This is a genomic window from Enterococcus sp. DIV0802b, from assembly GCF_050543535.1.
Lineage (GTDB): Bacteria > Bacillota > Bacilli > Lactobacillales > Enterococcaceae > Enterococcus_D > Enterococcus_D entomosocium.
Window position 1 is genome coordinate 2107009 of record NZ_CP172941.1, and the last position, 20464, is coordinate 2127472.

Annotated in this window: 21 protein-coding genes; 3 read left to right on the forward strand and 18 right to left on the reverse strand. The window is 42.0% G+C overall.

Annotated features, from left to right (window positions below; translation table 11 throughout):
• Positions 1 to 37: 37 nt before the first annotated feature.
• Together IGJ12_RS09975 and IGJ12_RS09980 are read left to right on the forward strand one after the other, a co-directional pair.
• On the forward strand, positions 38 to 1138 hold the full coding sequence (locus tag IGJ12_RS09975) for a M24 family metallopeptidase (RefSeq protein WP_086373049.1): 1101 nt from the start codon (positions 38 to 40) through the stop codon (positions 1136 to 1138).
• Positions 1139 to 1192: 54 nt separating this feature from the next.
• Entirely contained in the window at positions 1193 to 2071 is an 879-nt protein-coding gene (locus tag IGJ12_RS09980; protein ID WP_008378472.1) for an NAD-dependent epimerase/dehydratase family protein, read from the forward strand.
• 82 nt (positions 2072 to 2153) lie between these two features.
• Here the strand turns inward: IGJ12_RS09980 and IGJ12_RS09985 are convergent, their stop codons facing one another.
• The 6 genes from IGJ12_RS09985 to hprK all read right to left on the reverse strand — a co-directional run bounded on the left by IGJ12_RS09985 (position 2154) and on the right by hprK (position 7254).
• Entirely contained in the window at positions 2154 to 2834 is a 681-nt protein-coding gene (locus tag IGJ12_RS09985) for a YtxH domain-containing protein (protein ID WP_005235400.1), read from the reverse strand.
• Positions 2835 to 2848: 14 nt separating this feature from the next.
• Complete coding sequence (locus tag IGJ12_RS09990) at positions 2849 to 3274, reverse strand: DUF948 domain-containing protein (RefSeq protein WP_430618971.1); 426 nt, start codon at positions 3272 to 3274, stop codon at positions 2849 to 2851.
• Between the two features lie 160 nt (positions 3275 to 3434).
• Positions 3435 to 4352, reverse strand: a complete 918-nt coding sequence (gene galU, locus IGJ12_RS09995; protein WP_008378473.1) for a UTP--glucose-1-phosphate uridylyltransferase GalU — start codon at positions 4350 to 4352, stop codon at positions 3435 to 3437.
• A gap of 17 nt (positions 4353 to 4369) precedes the next feature.
• Positions 4370 to 5398: an NAD(P)H-dependent glycerol-3-phosphate dehydrogenase gene (locus IGJ12_RS10000; protein ID WP_008378474.1), complete on the reverse strand. Its 1029-nt coding sequence runs from the start codon at positions 5396 to 5398 to the stop codon at positions 4370 to 4372.
• Positions 5399 to 5473: 75 nt separating this feature from the next.
• Positions 5474 to 6304: a prolipoprotein diacylglyceryl transferase gene (gene lgt / locus IGJ12_RS10005; protein WP_005235390.1), complete on the reverse strand. Its 831-nt coding sequence runs from the start codon at positions 6302 to 6304 to the stop codon at positions 5474 to 5476.
• Positions 6305 to 6318: 14 nt separating this feature from the next.
• Positions 6319 to 7254 (reverse strand): HPr(Ser) kinase/phosphatase, encoded by a 936-nt coding sequence (gene hprK / locus IGJ12_RS10010; RefSeq protein WP_005235388.1) that lies wholly within the window; start codon positions 7252 to 7254, stop codon positions 6319 to 6321.
• A 157-nt stretch (positions 7255 to 7411) separates the two neighbouring features.
• Here hprK and IGJ12_RS10015 point away from each other — a divergent pair, with 157 nt between their 5' ends.
• Positions 7412 to 9112, forward strand: a complete 1701-nt coding sequence (locus IGJ12_RS10015; protein WP_430618972.1) for a M3 family oligoendopeptidase — start codon at positions 7412 to 7414, stop codon at positions 9110 to 9112.
• 63 nt (positions 9113 to 9175) lie between these two features.
• Here IGJ12_RS10015 and IGJ12_RS10020 read toward each other — a convergent pair whose 3' ends face one another.
• From IGJ12_RS10020 to argR, 12 genes are all read right to left on the reverse strand, one after another.
• A complete protein-coding gene (locus IGJ12_RS10020) occupies positions 9176 to 9535 on the reverse strand; it encodes a phage holin family protein (protein ID WP_005225788.1) in 360 nt (119 codons plus the stop codon).
• On the reverse strand, positions 9535 to 9843 hold the full coding sequence (locus tag IGJ12_RS10025) for a PspC domain-containing protein (protein ID WP_005235384.1): 309 nt from the start codon (positions 9841 to 9843) through the stop codon (positions 9535 to 9537). The genes IGJ12_RS10020 and IGJ12_RS10025 overlap by 1 nt, the downstream gene beginning before the upstream one ends.
• A 49-nt stretch (positions 9844 to 9892) precedes the next feature.
• Positions 9893 to 11455 (reverse strand): daptomycin-sensing surface protein LiaX, encoded by a 1563-nt coding sequence (gene liaX, locus IGJ12_RS10030; protein WP_016612240.1) that lies wholly within the window; start codon positions 11453 to 11455, stop codon positions 9893 to 9895.
• Between the two features lie 525 nt (positions 11456 to 11980).
• Positions 11981 to 12658 (reverse strand): phosphate signaling complex protein PhoU, encoded by a 678-nt coding sequence (gene phoU / locus IGJ12_RS10035; RefSeq protein ID WP_008378477.1) that lies wholly within the window; start codon positions 12656 to 12658, stop codon positions 11981 to 11983.
• A gap of 11 nt (positions 12659 to 12669) precedes the next feature.
• Positions 12670 to 13428, reverse strand: coding sequence for a phosphate ABC transporter ATP-binding protein PstB (gene pstB, locus IGJ12_RS10040; RefSeq protein ID WP_005235379.1), 759 nt, complete (start codon positions 13426 to 13428; stop codon positions 12670 to 12672).
• A 31-nt stretch (positions 13429 to 13459) separates the two neighbouring features.
• On the reverse strand, positions 13460 to 14266 hold the full coding sequence (gene pstB / locus IGJ12_RS10045) for a phosphate ABC transporter ATP-binding protein PstB (RefSeq protein WP_005225783.1): 807 nt from the start codon (positions 14264 to 14266) through the stop codon (positions 13460 to 13462).
• Positions 14267 to 14279: 13 nt separating this feature from the next.
• Positions 14280 to 15164, reverse strand: a complete 885-nt coding sequence (gene pstA, locus IGJ12_RS10050; RefSeq protein WP_008378478.1) for a phosphate ABC transporter permease PstA — start codon at positions 15162 to 15164, stop codon at positions 14280 to 14282.
• Positions 15164 to 16084: a phosphate ABC transporter permease subunit PstC gene (pstC, locus tag IGJ12_RS10055; protein WP_005235375.1), complete on the reverse strand. Its 921-nt coding sequence runs from the start codon at positions 16082 to 16084 to the stop codon at positions 15164 to 15166. Before pstC ends, pstA begins: the two co-directional genes overlap by 1 nt.
• A 97-nt stretch (positions 16085 to 16181) precedes the next feature.
• Positions 16182 to 17036 carry a phosphate ABC transporter substrate-binding protein PstS gene (locus tag IGJ12_RS10060; RefSeq protein WP_008378479.1) on the reverse strand — a complete coding sequence of 285 codons (855 nt, stop codon included), beginning with the start codon at positions 17034 to 17036 and terminating at the stop codon, positions 16182 to 16184.
• A 399-nt stretch (positions 17037 to 17435) separates the two neighbouring features.
• Positions 17436 to 18167: an alpha/beta hydrolase gene (locus IGJ12_RS10065; RefSeq protein ID WP_172634716.1), complete on the reverse strand. Its 732-nt coding sequence runs from the start codon at positions 18165 to 18167 to the stop codon at positions 17436 to 17438.
• 96 nt (positions 18168 to 18263) lie between these two features.
• Entirely contained in the window at positions 18264 to 19937 is a 1674-nt protein-coding gene (gene recN, locus IGJ12_RS10070) for a DNA repair protein RecN (protein WP_005235363.1), read from the reverse strand.
• 15 nt (positions 19938 to 19952) lie between these two features.
• Complete coding sequence (argR, locus tag IGJ12_RS10075; RefSeq protein ID WP_005235362.1) at positions 19953 to 20402, reverse strand: arginine repressor; 450 nt, start codon at positions 20400 to 20402, stop codon at positions 19953 to 19955.
• Positions 20403 to 20464: the final 62 nt, after the last annotated feature.

The following is a 20464-nucleotide window of genomic DNA, read 5'->3' on the forward strand; positions in this document are numbered from 1 at the left end:
AAATAGAAAAAGAATACTTGAAAGAAGGTTTTATCAAATGAATGATAAAAAAATCAATGAGTTAAATGCCTGGTTGAAAACCAATGGCGCCGATGTTGCCTATATTTCTAATCCAGCAACGATCGCTTATTTTTCCGGTTTTAAAAGTGAACCTCATGAACGGGTCCTTGCTTTGTTCGTCGCACCTGGAAAAGATCCCTTTCTTTTCACACCAGCTCTGGAAGTAGAAGAAGCAAAAAATAGCGGCTGGCCCTTTGACATTATCGGTTATCTCGATAGTGAAGACCCTTGGGCGAAAATCTGCCAAGAATTGACCTCTCGTTACGAGGTTTCTTCCTTGGCATTAGAAAAAAATGACCTTTCCGTCGAGCGCTATGAAGCATTGAAACGGTTCTTGCCAAAAACCGATTTTTCTTTAGATGTGACCCCGGTGATTCAAAAAATGCAATTAACAAAAACCGCGTCTGAGATTGACACCTTACTAGAAGCTGGCAACTGGGCAGATGTTGCTTTTGAGGTTGGGTTTGCTGCCATCAAAGAAGGCGTTAGCGAAATGGAAATCGTAGCAGAAATTGAGTACGAGTTGAAAAAACGTGGGGTTTCCCATATGTCCTTCGATACGACCGTATTAGCTGGTGCCAATGCAGCAAGTCCTCATGGCGTACCTGGGGATCGCAAAGTGACTGCTAATGAACTCGTCTTATTTGATTTAGGAGTCATCTGGAAAGGGTATTGCAGCGATGCAACCAGAACGGTTGCCTATAAAGAACCGACTGCATTACAAAGAAAAATTTATGACATCGTTCTTGAAGCAGAACTAGCGGCTCAAGCAGCGGTCAAACCTGGGATCACCGCTGGAGAATTAGACAAGATCGCTCGTGATGTGATTACGGGTTATGGCTATGGCGACTACTTCAACCATCGTTTAGGTCATGGCATCGGGACCACGGTTCATGAGTTCCCCTCTTTGATCACTGGCAATGATTTAGTGATTGAAGAAGGCATGTGCTTCTCTATCGAACCAGGGATTTATTTGCCAGATCAAGTCGGTGTTCGTATTGAAGATTGCATCTATGTCACTGCAGATGGCTGTGTACCATTTACCAAAACAAAAAAAGAATTGTTGATTTTATCTTGATTCTTTTAATGAAACGGCGCAATATGTTGTAATTACATGAAAAGGAGTGTTCTTATGAGTAAAAAAGTGTTAGTTTTAGGCGGCACGCGTTTTTTCGGTAAATATTTGGTCCAATCTTTAGTGGATCAAGGCTGTGATGTCACGATCGCTACCAGAGGGAAGACGACTGATTCTTTTGGCGATCAAGTCAACCGACTTGTCTTTGATCGCACGGATGAAGAAAGTATCAAAACGACGTTGACACAAGAAACCTATGATGTTATTTACGACAATATTGCTTATACTTCCAACGACATTGAGATTCTACTGCGTCATGTCACACCCAAACGCTACATTGTCACTAGTTCGATGTCTGCCTATCATGAACTGCACTTCGATTTGAAAGAAACGGATTTTGACCCTGCCAAAGAAGCGGTCAAAATTGTCTGCTCTGAGGAAGTCAATTATGCTGAAGGCAAACGAACCGTTGAAGAGATTCTTACCCAAAACTACAGTCAGATTCCGTCCGTTTTTGTCCGCTTTCCTTACGTGATCGGTGCAGATGATTATACAAAACGTTTTGCCTTTTACATCGACCATCTGATAAAGCAAAAGCCAATGGCTGTCGATAATCTAACGCATCAAATGGGCTTTGTCGATGCTGAAGAAGCTGGCCAATTTTTAGCGTTTTTAGGTACCAGCTCTTTCACAGGACCCATCAACGGTGCGTCAAAAGGCACGATTTCTTTAGAAGAAGTGCTGCAATACGTAACGGAAAAAACCGGTCTTTCCCCTCTCTTTTCAGAAACAGGTGATCAAGGCCCTTACAATGGTACACCTGTTTATTCGATCAATGTTGCTCTCGCTGAGGGAATTGGGTTTCCATTCAGTCAACTGCGGGATTGGATCTATCAACTTTGCGATTGGGAAATCACCCAAGCATCAAACGAATAGCTACTGAAGTCACGAAAAACGTTCGCCGATTTAACTGGCGAACGTTTTTAACTTTTAAAGTAATCAAATTTTGTATCCTTGCTTATGCTTCAGGATTGTTTTTTTCTAATGTATCTTTTAATTCTTCTTTTGCATCTTCCAAGTCAGCTTTAGCTTCTTTTGTTTCTGCTTTCGCTGTTTTTTTGGCATCATCCGCTGCTTTTCCAGCTTCTTTTTTCAAATCAGCTGCGGCTGCTTGACCGTCTTTTTTGGCTTCTTCAACTACAGGTTTTGCTTCTTGTGCCCCTTCTTTGACGGTTTGTTTCATATCCGCTGCAGAAGATTTTGCATCAATGATGATATCTTGGACTGTATCATCTGCATCTTCTTTGGCATCTTTCGCTGTTTCTTTCACATCGCTTGCTGATTTTTTGAAGCGTTCTGATAGATCACCTGCTTGTTTCTTTAACTCTTCAACGGTTTCTTCTGATGAACCAGCTGCTGTTTCTTTTAAGTCATCGACTTTCGCTGTTAAAGAACCGGTAAAGTCAGATGCTTGCTCGCTTAATTTTGCTGCTTTATCTTTAGCGATATCGACAAGATCCGTACTTCTTTCTTTGGCTAAATCACCATAATCAGATGCTTTATCTAATAAATCGTCTGCTTGTTTTGCTAATTTATTTCTTAATGTTTTACCAGATTCTGGCGCCAACAAAAGTGCTGCTGCTGCTGCCGCTGTTCCTCCGATGATTGCTCCTAATAAAAATCCGCCTTTTTTACTCATTGAAAGTCCTCCTTTTATTTTTGGTTATTTTTGTCTTTGAAAAATTTCATGGCTGTTTGACCGACTTTTCCAGCTACCGTTGCTTTGGCAGTGGTCCGGCCAAGACTACCCACGCGCGTAATTAAATTTTTTCCAGAAACATTTAGTTCTGAAACACTGGTACTTAGATCTGCAACTGCTGTGAACAAAGGATCGATGGTTGCGACTTTTCCGTTCACATCTTGTAAAAGCTCATTCGTTTTTACCAAAAGACCTTCAACCTCTTTTGAAAGAATATCAACGTCATTGGTAATGACACGGATGGTTGTGTTTGCTTCTTCGACCGTTTTGTCTACTTTGGTCATTGTCTTGCTGACTTGCATCAACAAACGAACGACGAAAATGACCAATACGACAAATGCGATCGCAGCAATCAATGCAGCTAGTTCTCCTCCTGACATAGAATGGCTCCTTTCCCCATTTACTTATATTAAGAATAGCATTTCACTGCACTTTCTACAAATAAAAGACTGCATTTTTAAGAAAATTATCCGCTTTCAACAGGAAATAATAAAAAAACAAAGCAATTTCATCAGAAATTGCCTTGTTTAGGAGTTTTTGTTATTTTTTTGACTCTTTCGGTGCTTCTTTGACTTCTTTTTGAGCCGGAGCTAGTTCTTTTCCTAACTCGATCAAATACTCTTTCAAGTTGTCCTTGACTTCAGGGTGTACTAAACCATACTCAATACTTGTTTTTAAGAAACCAAATTTGTCTCCTACATCGTAACGCTTGCCGGTAAATTGATGAGCAAACACGCGTTGGGTTTTGTTTAATGTGTCGATGGCATCCGTCAATTGGATCTCGCCGCCAGCACCAGGTTCCTGATTGGCTAAAATATCAAAAATTTCAGGGGTCAGCAAGTAGCGACCAATAATTGCTAAATCACTTGGCGCATTTTCTGGCGCTGGTTTTTCAACAAAGTTTTTGACATTGAACAAGCCTTTTTCAACTTCCATACCAGGATCAATGATTCCGTATTTTGATGTATCTTCATGAGGAACATCCATGACAGCGATCGTTGATGCATGCGTTTTTTCATAATTATCGATCAGCTGTTTCGTCAATGGCACTTGATCTTCCATCAAGTCATCACCTAGCATGACTACAAACGGTTCATTTCCGACAAATGCCCGCGCCTGTAATACGGCATGGCCTAATCCTTTCGGATGAGATTGGCGAATGAAATGCAGATTTACGTCAGTTGTTTCTTCCACTAATTTCAAAAGCTCTGTCTTGCCTTTTTCTTTTAGATTCATCTCTAATTCTAAATTGGCATCGAAATGGTCTTCGATCGGACGCTTTGCTTTTCCTGTTACGATCAAAATATCTTCGATCCCTGATTGTAAAGCTTCTTCCACGATAAATTGGATCGTTGGTTTGTCAACGATCGGCAACATTTCCTTTGCCATTGCCTTTGTAGCTGGTAAAAATCGGGTACCTAGACCGGCTGCTGGGATAACTGCTTTTTTGACATTCATGTGACTCGCTCCTTTAATCATAATGATTGATCTACCGTAAATTCGTTTTCTTCTTTGCCGTCTCGCAGCATAATATCTTTAGCTGCTTGCTTGATGTCTTTGCCTTCATACAAGACCGAATAAATCGTTTCTGTGATTGGCATTTCCACTGACAAAGCTTCTGCTAATTCGCGGGCAGCTTTGGTGGTTGAAACTCCTTCAACGATCATGCCCATATTGTCTAACACTTCGTCTAAGCTATGGCCTTTTCCTAATAGGTTTCCGGCACGCCAATTCCGCGAATGGACACTGGTACACGTGACGATCAAATCGCCAACACCACTCAATCCGATAAAGGTTAATGGATTTGCACCCATTGCCACACCGAGACGACTGATTTCTGCTAACCCACGGGTCATGATCGCAGCCTTCGCATCATCCCCAAAGCCCAGTCCAGCAATCGCTCCGGCACCAATAGCGATGATGTTTTTCAGCGCGGCGCCAGTTTCGACACCGATCACATCGTTATTGGTGTAGATTCTAAAGTAATCATTCATAAATAGCTCTTGTACATATTTAGCAGCCGATTCATTTTCTGAAGCTGCCGTGATCGTGGTAATATCATGGACAGCGACTTCTTCGGCATGTGATGGTCCTGACAGGACAACGATTTCTTGCCGTTTATCGGCTGGGATCTCTTCGGCAAGTACTTCTGAGATTCGTTTATGACTGCCTTGTTCTAATCCTTTTGAGGCATGGATGATGACTGGTTTACCGGTTGTCTTCTTAGTGAATTCTTGTGCCACGGCACGAATCGCTTTGGTTGGTACTACAAACAAGACAGCATCTGCCCCTTGGATCGCCTCTTCTAGATTTTTGCAGCCTAAAATATTTTCAGGTAATTTCAAATCAGGCAAATAATGCCGATTGGTATGATACGTATTGATTTCATCGATTTGGGCGGGATTGTTGCCCCAAATAGTCACTTCATGTCCGTTTTCAGACAAGACTTGTGCCAAAGCAGTCCCCCATGATCCGGGACCTAAAACGGCGATTTTCTGTTTCACTATGGAAACCTCCTCTATCCTTTTCGCAAATTCATGCACTTTATCATTTTACCATAATTTCGATAAAATAACTGTTTAGATAATCGTTTGGTTTTTGCCAAAGCTGCGATTGTAGTCTTTTAAAGTTTGGTTTTTCCGACGCCAGATCAATAGCCCAATCGCTCCAAAGAATAATAAAGCGGAAAGTGCTTGTGACACACGGATATCCCCAAATAAGTATAAACTATCGGTGCGCATTCCTTCAATAAAGAAGCGTCCGAACCCATACCAAATTAAGTAGCTCAAGAAAACTTCGCCTTCTTTTAATAACCCAGTTTTCTTGCGCAAGAAAATCAAAACGATAAATCCGATCACATTCCAAACCGATTCATAAAGAAACGTCGGCTGCCGATACGCTTCGTCGATATACATATTATCGATAATAAATTTCGGTATATACAAACTTTCTAAGAAGGAGCGGCTGACTTCGGCTCCAAATGCTTCATGATTCATGAAGTTGCCCCAACGCCCGATGCCTTGTGCCAATAGGACACTTGGTGCAGCGATATCTAAAAAGGTCCAGGGAGAAATAAAATTTCGTTGGCAGAAAAAGTACAGCCAAATCCCCCCGGCAATCAATGCACCGTAGATAGCGATCCCACCAGACCGAATATTGAAAATTTGACTCGGGTCATCAATGTAGTATTGCAAGTCAAATAGAATATAATAAAGCCGCGCACCAATGATCGATACTGGCAATCCAATCAACATAAAATCAGTCACATCATCTGGCTTGAGCCCGACACGAACCGCCTCTCTCGTACTTAACCACATAGCAATGATCACGCCTGATACGATAATGATCGCATACCAATAAATCGGCAAACCAAATAGTTCAAATGCGACTCGATTTACTAAACCTAACATCTATCTTATCCTCTCTAGTTTCCAGAATTTTCTTCGATCAATTGCGTCAATCGATTTTCAAAGGTCTTCGTTGCATCATAACCCATCGTTTTCGCCCGGAAATTCATGGCAGCAACTTCGATAATGATCGCAACATTTCGACCAGTTTTCACGGGGATTTTGATTTGTGGTACATCAACGCCACCAATTTCAACCGTCGTATCATCGGTTCCTAGTCGATCATACTTTTTGTCTTTCGCCCAAGCTTCTAAATACACCGCTACTTGAACCTGCATATACCCTCGTACGGCACTGGCACCAAAAAGATTCATGACATCGATGATCCCGATTCCCCGGATCTCGATCAAGTGTTGCAAGATTTTCGGCGGTTCCCCCACCAAAGTCAACTCATCTTGCTTATACACATCCACACGGTCATCAGCGATCAACCGATGCCCACGTTTGATCAACTCTAATGCTGTTTCGCTTTTACCAATTCCGCTATCGCCTTGGATCAAAACGCCCAAGCCATAGACATCCACTAATACCCCATGGACACTGGTTCTTGTTGCTAAACGCCCATCGAGAAAACTAGAAAGCTCTCCTTGCAGACGTGACGTTGAGATGGGCGAACGTAGAATCGTAATCTCATGTTCTTTGCAGGCTTGAATCATTTCTGCTGGTACTTCCAAGCCGCGAGAAACAATAAATCCCGGTGTATCATCGGCACACATTTTGCGCATCACCATCAAGCGTTCTTCTGGCATCATTCGTTCCGCAAAGGTGATCTCTTTGCTGCCGAATAATTGCAGACGATCATGGGAATAGTAATTAAAATAACCCGTCAATTCCAAACCAGGTCGGGAAATATCACCGGTAATGATTTCTCTTTCTAAACTGTTTTCAGTTCCTTCAACTATCTCTAAATTTAAAGCCTCCGCCAGCTCGCTGACTTTGACGGTTTCTGCCATAGGTTTTCCCTCTTTTCTCAATGATTCTTGCCGCTGCTTCTTGTAAACGACACTCTGGTTCTATTTTATCATTCTATCAGTAAAGTTACTACCTTCGCCAATAGAAGTCCTCATTCTTTTTCGTTTGTGTTATTATTTTACTAAGGAGGGATTTTTAATGAAATTTTCAGCATACACGTATCAACGCCCTGATTTTCCAGTTTATCAAGAAACATTCAAAAAAGCATTAGCAAACCTTCAGTCAGCCGATACCTTCTCGGAGGCGAAGCAAGCTCTTGATGCTTTGAACGAACTAAGAGGAACGATCGATACCGCAATGAACTTGGCTTCGATCCGTTATTCGATCGATACCAACGATGCCTTTTATGAAACAGAAGACACTTTCTGGAATGAATACCAGCCTCATTTTGAAGCTCTGGATTTTCAATTCTATCAAGCACTCTTGGCTTCACCGGTCTTAGATGAATTAAAAGCCGAATATCCAGAAACACTTTTTTTATATGCCGAAAGCCGTGTGAAGCTTTTTGATGAGGCCTTGATCGAATTGTTTCAAAAAGAAAACCAATTGGCTTCTGATTACAGCAAATTGGTCGCTTCTGCCCAAATCGACTTCCAAGGAGAAACCTATACCCTCGCACAACTGCGACCATTTACCGAAAACAAAGATCGCGGTGTTCGAAAAGAAGCGTTTGAAAAACAAACGGCTTTCTTCACGGAAAATGAAGACCGTTTTGATCAAATTTATGACGAGATGGTCAAGGTTCGTACCGAGATCGCCCACAAGCTCGGCTTTGAAAATTATGTTGCCTTTGCGGATACCCAAATGAATCGTTGGGACTATGATCGTTCAATGATCGAGACCTATCGTCGGGAAATTTTAGAAAAAGTCGTCCCAATTACCCAAAAGCTGTACCAAAGACAGGCGCAGCGTAATCAATTGACTCAGGCAACCTTTACCGACTTGCCACTTGTTTATCCTAGTGGTAACGCAGAGCCTAAAGGAACTCCTGAAGAACTAGTAGAAAAAGCCCGTGTGATGTATCAGGAACTATCCCCTGAAACTGGCGAATTTTTTGATTTTATGGTCGAGCATGACCTACTTGATCTACTAAGCAAAAAAGGCAAACAATCTGGCGGCTACTGTACGTTTATCCAAGACTATCAAGCGCCATTTATCTTTGCCAACTTTAACGGTACTTCGGGCGATGTCGATGTTTTGACCCACGAAGCTGGCCACGCCTTTCAAGCCTTTCGCTCTCGTTGGATCAAAGAACCGGAAATTCTCTTTCCCAATTATGAATCTTGCGAGATCCATTCAATGTCGATGGAGTTTATCGCCTGGCCATGGATGGATGCCTTTTTCGAAGAAGAAACAGAAAAATACAAATTTGCGCATCTTGCTAGCAGCCTGCAATTTCTGCCTTATGGCGTTTTAGTGGATCACTTCCAACAAGAGGTTTATGAGCATCCTGAGTGGTCACCAGCACAGCGCAAAGCCCGTTGGCGGGAATTAGAGCGCCAGTATTGCCCAGAACGGGATTATTCAGAATATCCTGACCTTGATCGTGGCTTGTATTGGTTCAGACAGGGGCATATTTTTGAATCACCTTTCTACTATATCGATTACACATTGGCACAAGTGTGTGCGTTTCAATTTTGGTATCGATTCATCGTGGCAAAAGACGAAACCGCTTGGCAAGATTATTTGGCCATTTGCGAAGTCGGCGGCACGAAAACATTTCTTGAGATCCTGGCTCTGGCTCATCTACGTTCACCTTTTGAAAAAGGAGCGCTTGATGAAACGTTACAGGCAGTAGATACGTATCTGTCAGCCATCAAAGAAGAACAGTTAAACTAAAAAAAGACGTTTCCGTTTCTCCACTAGCTTCGTAGCTAGTAGGAGAAAACGTGAAACGTCTTTTTAACGTGAATATTTTTCGATATGGTGTTCGGTCACGATCATATTGATCACTGACATGATCAGTGCCACTAATAAAGCAGCCCCAAACGAGGAAAAGCCGAAGTTGGCTGACCCAACAAAATACGAAGTCAAATTCAGCATGAGCGCATTGATCACAAAGGTGAAAAACCCAAGCGTCAGTAAAGTCAATGGAAATGAAATGACGATCAGAATTGGTTTAATCAAAGCATTCAGGATCGACAGTACAAAACTGGCGATCACTGCAGTCATAATGCTTTGAACGTGGATCATATTTGGTAATAGAACCGCCAATGTGACAAACGTCAGTGTATTCATGATAAGCCGTTGAAAATAAGACACTAGAAGTCACTCCAGTCCTCATCCTCTACCTTTTCCGCTTCTTTACGGGGACGATTTGCTTCATTGTATTTGTTTTGTTTGTAATATCGATTGTCATGACCATATCCTGAGGTGCTCTTGCGTCCTGAAGGAATCAAGACCGCCATGATGATATATAAAGTGATTCCAGGGAACCCAGCAGTCACTAAAGATAGAAAGACATAGATCACGCGAACGATAGTTGGATCGATTCGCAAGTATTCTGCCAGACCCCCTAGAGTCCCTGTAATGACGACGTTATTGGCTGATTTTGTTAATTTTTTGTTCATTTATCTACACCTTCCTTCTTTTCTTTAATGAGTGTATACTCAACTATTCTTATTTATCTGTATCTTTGATAAAGACATTTCCTGTTGTTGTGGATAGATCGATTTGTGCGACTTTATCGGCAACCCGACGGAATTGCAATAGTTGGTTTAGGCGTTCTTTTTTCTCCCGTACAACTTCCATTTCACTTAAGCGATTGTTAATGCTACCTAAACTTGTTTTGGCGATCCCTTCAAAACCGATCCCTGCAGGTAATGCTACTTTAACATTGCCATTTACAGAGCTGGCGTTTAATTTTTGGACCGTTTCTTCTTTGTAGGTCACACGGATATTGCCGTTTACTAAAGAAATACCGGTGTTTTGTGGTGTGGCTGTCAACGTCACGTCGCCATTCACTGTTTCGATGATGGCATCTAAAATCTCACCCTCTTGAACAGTGATCGTTCCATTCACGCCTTCAATCTCTAACATCGATGCGTTTACTTTGCGGAAATCGATATTGCCATTTGTTGATTTTGTATAAACATCTTTTGCATCCAATTCATTGAATGTAACATTTCCGTTCAATAGTTTTACTGCCACATGATCATAGGTACGTTTTGGTAAATAGAAAACCAGATCGGCACGAATGCGTTTGTTTGGAATTTGGAAGGAGATGCGTTCATCATCAACATTGATTTGGCTTCTTGCTTCAAAAGCATCGAAAGGCTCCGCCGCATCCATTTTACCATATAGTTTGATTTTGGCATCTACTTTGACACCTGGTTCATCCCATAATTGGAAGGAAACATTGCCGTTGGCTAACTTCACATCGATCAATGTCGCTGCCGTTTCGTCATAGCTGAATGTGTGTTCAAATTTCGTCGCTGCAACACCGGGAACTTTCAAGTTGATATCTTTCCATTCCATGTTGTCGTTAACAGAATCCGTTACTGCTCGAACCGTTTTCTTCAAGAAGTGTCCGAAGTGGGTGCTGGCATCGACCATTTTTTCACTTACTTGATTGATAGTATCGGTCGCTTGCTCTTTCCAATCTTCTGGAATATCTAATTTTTGAGAGATTTTCTCTTTCGTTTGAGACCATTGGTCTTTGCGAATATTTTTTAGTTTTGCTTCCAATTCTGCTTTTTCTTCGGTTAAGCCATCTAACGTTTCTTCTAAGCCAGTAATGGTCGCTTCTGTTTCATGACGTGTTGCCAATTCCTCTTCTGACAATTGATCCAATTCTTCTTTGGTATTCAATTGCATCAGAGTTTCTTGCGCTTCTTTTAATTCTTCTTTGACGCCAAGAATTTCAGCATTGATTTCGTCCAACTCAGCAGATGCTTGGTTGGCTTCCGTTGCTAAGCCATCAAGAATCTTTTCAAGATTTTCTTTGTCTTGCGCTTCGTTTTGACGAAGTTTTTCTTCGCCGTCAAACGTGAACATCTCATCGTCATTTTCAGTATCATCAAATGGGCTTGTCGCATTCTTATCCGCGGTTACCTCAGCAGCAGCTTTGTTAATTTGTTTTTCGTCTTTGGCTTTTGCCATACCTTCTAGTAAATCTAAGGCTTCTTCTGTAGAAAGCACACCTTTTTTTACTAGATCCAATATACGTTCTCTTTCGTTCATGGAAATTGCCTCCTTCAGCAAATGTGTGATTGCAAGTTTAGCTTACGAACCTATTATGCCTTGTTTTTGCAAAAGTGTCATAGGTCTTAAGTACCAAGTTTTTCTCAATCTGCAGATTGGCAAGCAGAACCGGCACTTTTCTTCATTACTTTAGGCACAAAACGATCTTCCTTATCTTAACAGTACCACGAAAAACCATTGGAAACAAAAGTTTCAGCTAATAGCGGCCTTGAGGAATAGGCCTGCTAGAGTAAATGATCTATTGTTCATTTCACTGCGGGTCGGGGATGAAAAGAGCCGAAGGTTCAACTTGAAAAATTCGGGTACGATAGAATCGATTTCCATTGTCCATCTTTAGGGAAGCCATTTTATAATTTGTCTATCTTGTTCACGTCATCTATTTCAGTGATTCTTCCAAATCAAAAAGACCGCCGAGAGAAGTTACTCCTTAAAGGTCAACTTCTTTCGGCGGTCTGTCCCATCTCTTTTAAAAGAGATAAGTGATCAAGAACCTAAGCTGGTTTCTTAAATCATTTCCGTACGGTTTGTATTCAATTCACTGATTTTCCCAGTAGCAAGATACACGATCCATTCACAAATATTCGTTACGTAGTCACCGATACGTTCTAAGTACTGTGCAACAGATAAATAATCGGTTCCACTAACAACGGTTTCCGGATTTTCTTTCATACTCTCGATCGTTTTGTAATAGATGTCTTTGTAATACTCATTGACCCGATCATCCATTTGGGCGATCATACGGGCATCTTCTTGGTCAGTTTTTACATAGGCAACTAAAACATTATCGACCATTTTCTTCACATAATCCGACATATCAGAAATTTCTTTTTCGATTTCGGCGATCCGTGTTTCACCTTTGACCCGAATCGTTGACTTCGCGATCGATACTGCATGGTCTCCCATTCGTTCCAAGTCAGAGCTGGCTTTCATTACAGTAATGATCATTCGTAGATCGGTGGTTACTGGTTGTTGCAAAGCAATCATTTCAAAGCTCTTTTTCTCCAAACGAACTTCCATATTGTTGATCGCCAAATCATTTTCAATCACTTCTTGAGCAATTGCTTTATCATGTCTGACATATGCTCGTACGGATTTGTGGATCGCGCTGCTGACTAGCATCCCCATCTCATAAAATTGATTGTGTAGATTTAATAATTCTTCTTCAAACTGTGTACGCAACATCCCTTTTCCTCCTAACCAAATCTTCCTGAGATATAATCTTCTGTTTCTTTTTTGCTTGGACTTAGGAACACTTTTTTCGTGTCATTAAACTCGATCAAGTTGCCGTCCAAAAAGAACGCGGTTTTATCTGAGATTCTTGAAGCTTGTGACATGTTGTGAGTCACGATGATCATGGTATAGCGTTCTTTCAGTGCCAAAAGGGTATTCTCGATTTTCCCAGATGAAATTGGGTCTAACGCACTGGTTGGTTCATCCAGCAAAATGATTTCTGGATCGACAGCCAATACCCGAGCGATGCATACCCGCTGCTGTTGTCCACCGGATAAAGATAGCGCACTTTGGTGAAGCTTATCTTTGACATCTTCCCAGACAGACGCTGCTTTCAAGCTTTCCTCTACCGTCTTATCAAGAATCGCCTTGTCCGTGACTCCTTTTAATTTTAACCCATAAATCACATTTTCGTAAATTGAAAAGGGAAATGGATTCGGTTGCTGAAAAACCATTCCGATTTCTTTACGCAAATCAACGATGTCTTGCTTCGGACTATAAATGTCTTTCCCTTTATAGACAACACTTCCTGTAATTGTCACACCAGGGATCAAATCATTCATTCGATTAAGAGAACGCAAGTAGGTCGATTTCCCACAACCTGAAGGACCGATCATCGCAGTGATCTCGCCTTTTTTGATGGAAAGGTCGATTCCTTTTAATGCTTCTTTTTTTCCGTAGTATAAATGCAGATCTTTCGATGTAATAATTTCTTCTGCCATTGTTTTGCCTCCGTTTACTGATCGAATCGGCTCAGCCAAAATGACCGGATACGTAATCTTCTGTTGCTTTAATTTTTGGACGAGTAAATATCTTACGGGTCTCATCGTACTCGATCGCATTTCCTAAGTAGAAAAAGGCGGTATAATCGCTGATCCGAGCAGCTTGCTGCATGTTGTGGGTCACGATGATGATTGAATAGTCGTTTTTCAAGTTGATAAGAGTTTCTTCCACTGTCCCGGTTGAGATGGGGTCAAGGGCACTAGCTGGTTCATCTAGAAGCAAAATATCTGGTTTCATCGCAATTGCTCGAGCGATACACAGACGTTGCTGCTGTCCACCGGACAATGCCAAAGCACTTTTGTCTAAGCTGTCCTTTACTTGATCCCAAAGTGCGGCTTGTTTCAAGCTGGTTTCGACTGCTTCATCCAATTTCTTTTTGTTTCTTTCTCCATGACGTCGCAAAGCAAAGGCGATGTTGTCATAGATCGATTTACTGAAAGGGTTTGGTCGTTGGAAAACCATGCCGATCCGCTTACGCATTTCGAAGACATCGACTTCTTTCGTGTTCACGTCGACCCCTTTGTACATGATGTTTCCTGTGACTCTCGTATTTGCGATTCCGTCATTCATTCGATTCAAGGAACGCAGATACGTTGATTTTCCGCAACCAGAGGGACCGATCAATGCGGTGATTTTATTCTTTTCAAATTGTAGATCAATGCCTTTGATGGCTTCATTTGATCCATACCATACATGCAAGTCAGTGGTATAAAGCGCCACATCTTCTGGTTTATCGAAGGTAATGATATTTCGATCATCCCAATTGTAATCGTTCATACTGTCATTCTCCTTATGCTGACGTCATTTTCTTGTACAACCGTTTGCCAGCTGCACGGGCGCCAAAGTTAAATAGCAAGACGGCAATGATCAATACTGCCGAAGCTCCAGCTGAAACTTGTGCGCCATCAGGCATCGTGCCCTCTGTATTGATTTTCCAAATATGGACTGCCAGCGTCTCCGCTTGTCGGAAAAGACCGATCGGGCTGGAAACACTCAATGGATTCCAGTTTGTAAAATCAAGGGCCGGTGCACTTTGTCCTGCAGTATAGATCAGCGCTGCCGCTTCACCAAAAATCCGACCAGAACTTAGAATGACCCCAGTCAAAATCCCTGGTGTTGCTTCTGGAACAATGATGCGTGTGACCGTTTCCCAACGTGACAACCCAAGAGACAAGCCTGCTTCACGTTGCGTGTAATGAATCGCTTGAAGTGATTCTTCTACATTTCTCGTCAATAGTGGCAAATTGAAGAAGGTCAATGCCAAGGCACCAGAAATAATTGAAAAGCCATAACCAAACTGAATAACAAAGACTAAGAAACCAAAGAGACCGACAACCACTGAAGGCAGTGAGCTCAAAATCTCGATCGATGTCCGAATGATATCCGTTAACCAGTTTTTCTTTGCATACTCTGATAAGTAGATCCCCGCTCCTAAAGAAATCGGGAAGCTAATGATCATTGTTACTAAAAGCAAGTAAAGGGAATTGAACAATTGGATGCCGATCCCGCCGCCTTCTTGATACGCTTTTGAAGAAGAGGTCAGAAATTCCCAGCTAATGTGAGGAACCCCCCGAACCAAAATGTACAGTAATAAGGAAGCCAAAATCAAAACAATGATTCCAGCAACGGCATACAAGACGCCGGTAGCAATTTTATCTGAACGTTTTGCATTCATTATTTCAAGGCTCCTTTCTTCCCAATAAAGCGAATAACAATGTTAAATAGTAAGGACATCAATAACAAGATCAAGGCTAATGACCATAAAACATTATTTTGGACTGTCCCCATGATCGTATTTCCGATACCCATCGTTAGGATAGAAGTCAATGTTGAAGCTGGTGTCACTAAGCTAGTTGGCATCAATGCCGCATTACCAATAACCATTTGAATCGCCAATGCTTCACCAAACGCCCGCGCCATTCCAAAAACAACCGCTGTTAAAATACCAGGAACAGCTGCTCGTAAAACAACTTTGTAAATCGTTTGCCAGCGAGTCGCACCTAAAGCTAACGAAGCTTCACGATAATGCCGTGGAACTGCCCGCAAAGCGTCGACAGTCATCGTAGTCACTGTCGGTAAGATCATGATAAACAGGACAAACGTCCCTGCCAAGATCCCAAAACCAGTACCGCCAAAAACGGAGCGGACTGCTGGTACAACGACAGACAAACCGATGAATCCATAAACAACTGAAGGGATACCGACTAAAAGTTCGATGACCGGCTGCAAGATCTTCTCTCCATTACGAGGTGAGATTTCTACCATAAAGACGGCTGCACCGATGGCAAAAGGTGTTGCCACGATCGCTGATAAGAACGTTACGAAGAACGATCCTAGAATCATCGGCAAGGCACCAACTAACGGTTGTCCATCAGGTCCCACAGCACTCGGATTCCATTGGGTACCAAACAAAAAGTCAAACACATTGACTTTGTCTACAAAGAATGTCGCTAATCCTCGGCTAGCAACGAAATAAAAAATGGAGATCACAACCAAAACAATCAACGCGATACAAAGAAAACTGATTAGTTTTCCTCTTTGTTCCATTCTTGCGCGCTTAGATTTTTTTGTTAACACTTCTTTTACATTTTCCACGAGGGTTCCTCCTCAAAAATCAAACTAAACTCATAACCATTAGTTTATCGGTTCAACATCAATTTCTGTTAAAGCTTGTGTAAATTTTGTGTAAAGATTATTCAACAATGTTGCCTTCCCAGTCTCTTTCCACCTGCATGATGGAAATTGGAATATAGCCTAGATCCCCAACGATATGCTCTTGGACTTCGTCAGAAAGCATATATTCTAAAAACTCAGCAGTTAATCCGGTTGGTTCTCCTTTTGTATACATATGCTCATACGCCCAAACTTTCCAATCATTCGTCGTCACATTTTCAATCGTAGGTTCAACGCCATCAATTGAAAGGACATTGACTTCATCAGTCACATAAGAAAATGCAACGTAGCTAATAGCCCCTGGTGTATCAGAAACGATCGAGCGTACCATCCCACTAGAATCTTGCTCTTGAGAAGGAATAGCGGTTTCGCCATCCATGATCCATTTTTCAAACGTGCTTCTCGTACCACTACCTGTCGCCCGGTTCAATAAAACGATCGGCAGATCATTTCCACCGACTTCGCTCCAATTGGTGATCTTTCCTAAGAAGATATTTTTTAGATCTTCTGTGGAAATGTCTGTGATACCAACTCCTTTGTTAACGATTGGTGTGATTCCCACCGTTGCCACCCGATGATCAACAAGGGCATCAGCATCGATTCCTGGCTTTTCTTCCGCAAACAAATCAGAATTTCCGATATCGACTGCACCGGCTTGGACTTGACTTAGTCCGGTTCCGCTTCCGCCTCCTTGGACATTGATGAACCGTCCTGGATTTGAGTTTTGAAATTCTTCTGCAACTGTTTCTACTAGCGGCTGCAAAGCAGAGGAACCGACTGCGGTGATCGATTCTCCTCTATCTGCCCAGCTTGCACATCCTGAGAGTAAAATAACCAATCCGATAATAGGACTTAGAAGTTTAAATTTTTTCATCATAACGCTCCTTGTACTTTCGTAAGTCATTGATCTTAAAAATCAATTATTTTCATTTTACCATTAGTTGAATTTAATGAAAATTATTATTTGCTTTTTTTTCTGGAACAGCGTCCGTTCGTTTATTTAAAACGCTTTTTTTCTTTTTCAAAATAACTGTTTCGTAAAAAAAATGACAGAATTTCTTAATTAAATTACGTGCATCCAGAAGGTATGCTATGCTATACTGTGAGAGGAAACGTATTTTAAAAGAACATAATTATTAATCTTGCTTCCCCAATCAAGTACAATATGTTGTTATGTTCAGCGTTTTCACGATTTCATCAACATTTCCCCAAAATGTCTGTTGAATCGAAACGGCAGAAAGAAGCATTTCTATGCATCTTCTGCCGTCTTTTTTTACTCTAATTCACTTAGCCACGCAGCCATCTGCACAACGATGGCTTTTTGCTGCGCTTCATTTGATAAATCAGCGGCGGCTTCTCCTTTTTGTAACCCATAGGTACCAAAGCCAGCATGATTGCCGCCTTCGATCGTTTGGAACGTGGTAGATTCTGGAAGGAAGCTGCGGGCAGCTTGCCAATTTTCTTGATTGACCACCTGATCTTGACTCCCTGTCAACGATAGCACAGAAATCGACTGATCAGCCAAAGACCCTTTTTCATCGGGATAGCTTGCGAAGAAAAAGACCCCTTTTAAATCCTTGTCGTTTGCAGCCAATTGATTCGCTGCAAAACGGCTCGCCATTACCCCACCTAATGAATGACCACCAATGACATAGGAGTTATGGGGAATTTCTTTCAAGACCTCTTCTGCACGATTGCCTGATAAAACAGCCATGTTAAAGGGCATTTTAACGATCGCGACAGGATAGCCTTTTTCCGCTAAACCTGCTGCCCATACACTATAGCTTTCCGCATCGACAAGGGCGCCGGGATAGAAAATAACCAATGGCTTTTCTTCATCTCCAACAAAATAAAGGGCATTCCCCTCATCTTCTGCCTCTTTCGCAGCTGTGACTGCAGCATCAACTGCTGGGTAGTGTAGTTGTTGCCAACCGATCCAACCGGCAATAGTTAAAATAACAACGGTGACCAATACACCAATCAAAACTTTTGTTCTTTTTCTCATCATATCCTCCTGCAAAAAAGAAGATCAGGAAAGGATGGCAGACGAAACTTGCTGGTCCATCATCTCCTGAATCTTTCTACGAATGTTTCCCAATTTTTATCGGTGTGCAAGTGCCAATAGTTCTCGTGCATGTTCGATCGTTAAATCGGTGATTTCTGCACCTGAGAGCATACGGGCGATCTCTGCCACCCGTTCTTCTTTAGATAGTTTACGGACGTGGGTTTCTGTCCGTCCTTCTTGGATTGCTTTTTCAATAAAATATTGATTATCCGCTACAGCAGCTACTTGCGGCAAGTGAGTGATACACAAAACTTGCGAATTGGCTGCGATCTTGGCGATTTTTTCAGCAATTGCTTGGGCTACTCGGCCACTAACCCCAGTATCAACTTCGTCAAAAACAATACTGGTGATTCCTTGTTTCCGAGAGAAAATTGATTTGAGGGCCAGTAAGATCCGTGAAAGTTCTCCCCCAGAAGCAACCCGCACCAACGGCTTCATGCCTTCACCAGGATTTGTGGTCAAATAAAATTCTACGGTGTCAAATCCGCTGCTACTCAATTGTTTTGAGCCAGGTGCAAACCGTACTTCAAATTGTGCGTGCTCCATATACAGCTCTTTTAACTCTTGAACGATTTCTTTTTCTAAACGATGAGCCAGTTCACGTCGTTTGACGTGCAAGGCTTCCGCCAGCTGCCAAACTGCTTCAGCTTTTTGGGCAAGCTCTTCTTCTAATTGCTCCAACTGACCTTCTGTATAGGCAGACTCGCTGATTTCTTTACTGATCTCATCATAGTAAGCAAGAATCACAGGAATCGACTCCCCGTATTTGCGCTTCAATTGACGAATCGTTTCCAGCCGCGAAATGACTTCTTCCAGTCGGCCTTCATCTAATTCAAGATTGTCGACTTGCCGCGAAATATCAGTAGCTGCATCTTGCAACAAGTAATACGCACTTTGGATCACTTCACTGATTTTTTCGTAAGCCGGATCAAGATGGGCGATTGACTGGATCTCGGATAAAGCTACACTGACTCCATCTAGGCTATTGACTTCTTCGGCAGATAAGGCACCATAGCTTTGCCCTAGAGCATCCACGATTTTTTGATAATTGGTCAGTTTTTCTCGTTCATCGATCAGCAGTTCTTCTTCATTTTCCATCAATTCTGCTTGGGCGATTTCTTCTTGTTGAAAACGCAACATGTCCATTCGCTGGACATACAGCTGTTCATTTTCTTGAATGGTCCTGACGTGTTTTTCTAAAGAGCGATAGCTTTGATAGGCTTGACGGTAATCCGCAAGCTCCGCTTTAAAGCTATCATCCCCAAACCCATCCATCAAGGTCAAATGTTTTTCTGGCTGCAGCAGCTCTTGATGCTCATTTTGTCCTTGGATATCGACCAAGAATAAACCGATTTGACGCAAAACCGACAAGGTAACGGTTCGACCATTGACACGACAAATATTTTTCCCCGATTGAGAGATATCTCGTTGTACGATCAAAACTTCTTCTTCATCAATACCTAAATCTGCGGTCAAGTCTTTGAACTCCTGCTGATTCGGCCATTCGAAGATCCCTTCTAAACGGCATTTCTCTGCTCCTTGACGCAAATAGTCGCTGGAACCTCTACCGCCTGCTAGCAAACCCATCGCATCGATAATAATTGATTTCCCGGCACCTGTCTCACCTGTCAGTGCCGTCATTCCCTCATGGAAAGATAAGTGCAAGTTGGAAATAATCGCAAAATTTTGGATCGACAATTCTAAAAGCATCCCTTGCCTCCTCTTCTAAACGTAACGTTGGAAATCCCTGAATAGGTTCTCGGTATCTGCTTCTGTTCTAGTGATCATCAAGACGTTGTCATCATCGTTTAACGTGCCAAATAATTCCTTGGCATAACGTTTATCGATTAAATTCGCCAAAGCCGAGGCATTACCTGGCAGTGTGCGCAGGATCACAAATTTGTCCATTCGATCGACAGAAACAAAAGCCGTTTTTAGGATTTTATCTAGTTTACCACTCACGTCTTCCGTTGTCTCTTGTGGGATACTGTAGCGATAGCCACCTTTTTGGGAAGGAACTTTTACTAACTTCAATTCCTTGATATCTCTTGATATTGTTGCTTGTGTGACTGAGACGCCGCGATCTTTTAACAACTCGACAAAATCTTCTTGTTTCTGAATATCTTGTTCACTTAACAATCGTGTAATCAAGCGATGCCGTTCTTTTTTTCTCATCTCTTGTTCCTCCTGAATGAATTCCTACTAATTTTATCCTATTTTGCGCAAGAAAGAAAGAG

Excerpts from the sequence above, each read along its gene's own strand:
- lgt (WP_005235390.1), bottom strand. The coding sequence starts at position 6,304 with ATGTTAGGTTTAGTAAATCGAGTCGCATTTGAACTATTTGGTTTGCCG.
- IGJ12_RS09975 (WP_086373049.1), top strand. The coding sequence starts at position 38 with ATGAATGATAAAAAAATCAATGAGTTAAATGCCTGGTTGAAAACCAAT.
- IGJ12_RS10025 (WP_005235384.1), bottom strand. The coding sequence starts at position 9,843 with ATGAACAAAAAATTAACAAAATCAGCCAATAACGTCGTCATTACAGGG.
- pstA (WP_008378478.1), bottom strand. The coding sequence starts at position 15,164 with ATGAATGCAAAACGTTCAGATAAAATTGCTACCGGCGTCTTGTATGCC.
- pstB (WP_005225783.1), bottom strand. The coding sequence starts at position 14,266 with ATGAACGATTACAATTGGGATGATCGAAATATCATTACCTTCGATAAA.
- recN (WP_005235363.1), bottom strand. The coding sequence starts at position 19,937 with ATGCTTTTAGAATTGTCGATCCAAAATTTTGCGATTATTTCCAACTTG.
- galU (WP_008378473.1), bottom strand. The coding sequence starts at position 4,352 with ATGAATGTCAAAAAAGCAGTTATCCCAGCAGCCGGTCTAGGTACCCGA.
- IGJ12_RS09990 (WP_430618971.1), bottom strand. The coding sequence starts at position 3,274 with ATGTCAGGAGGAGAACTAGCTGCATTGATTGCTGCGATCGCATTTGTC.
- phoU (WP_008378477.1), bottom strand. The coding sequence starts at position 12,658 with ATGTTGCGTACACAGTTTGAAGAAGAATTATTAAATCTACACAATCAA.
- pstB (WP_005235379.1), bottom strand. The coding sequence starts at position 13,428 with ATGGCAGAAGAAATTATTACATCGAAAGATCTGCATTTATACTACGGA.
- IGJ12_RS10065 (WP_172634716.1), bottom strand. The coding sequence starts at position 18,167 with ATGAGAAAAAGAACAAAAGTTTTGATTGGTGTATTGGTCACCGTTGTT.
- IGJ12_RS09980 (WP_008378472.1), top strand. The coding sequence starts at position 1,193 with ATGAGTAAAAAAGTGTTAGTTTTAGGCGGCACGCGTTTTTTCGGTAAA.
- argR (WP_005235362.1), bottom strand. The coding sequence starts at position 20,402 with ATGAGAAAAAAAGAACGGCATCGCTTGATTACACGATTGTTAAGTGAA.
- IGJ12_RS10060 (WP_008378479.1), bottom strand. The coding sequence starts at position 17,036 with ATGAAAAAATTTAAACTTCTAAGTCCTATTATCGGATTGGTTATTTTA.
- liaX (WP_016612240.1), bottom strand. The coding sequence starts at position 11,455 with ATGAACGAAAGAGAACGTATATTGGATCTAGTAAAAAAAGGTGTGCTT.
- IGJ12_RS09985 (WP_005235400.1), bottom strand. The coding sequence starts at position 2,834 with ATGAGTAAAAAAGGCGGATTTTTATTAGGAGCAATCATCGGAGGAACA.
- IGJ12_RS10015 (WP_430618972.1), top strand. The coding sequence starts at position 7,412 with ATGAAATTTTCAGCATACACGTATCAACGCCCTGATTTTCCAGTTTAT.
- hprK (WP_005235388.1), bottom strand. The coding sequence starts at position 7,254 with ATGGCAGAAACCGTCAAAGTCAGCGAGCTGGCGGAGGCTTTAAATTTA.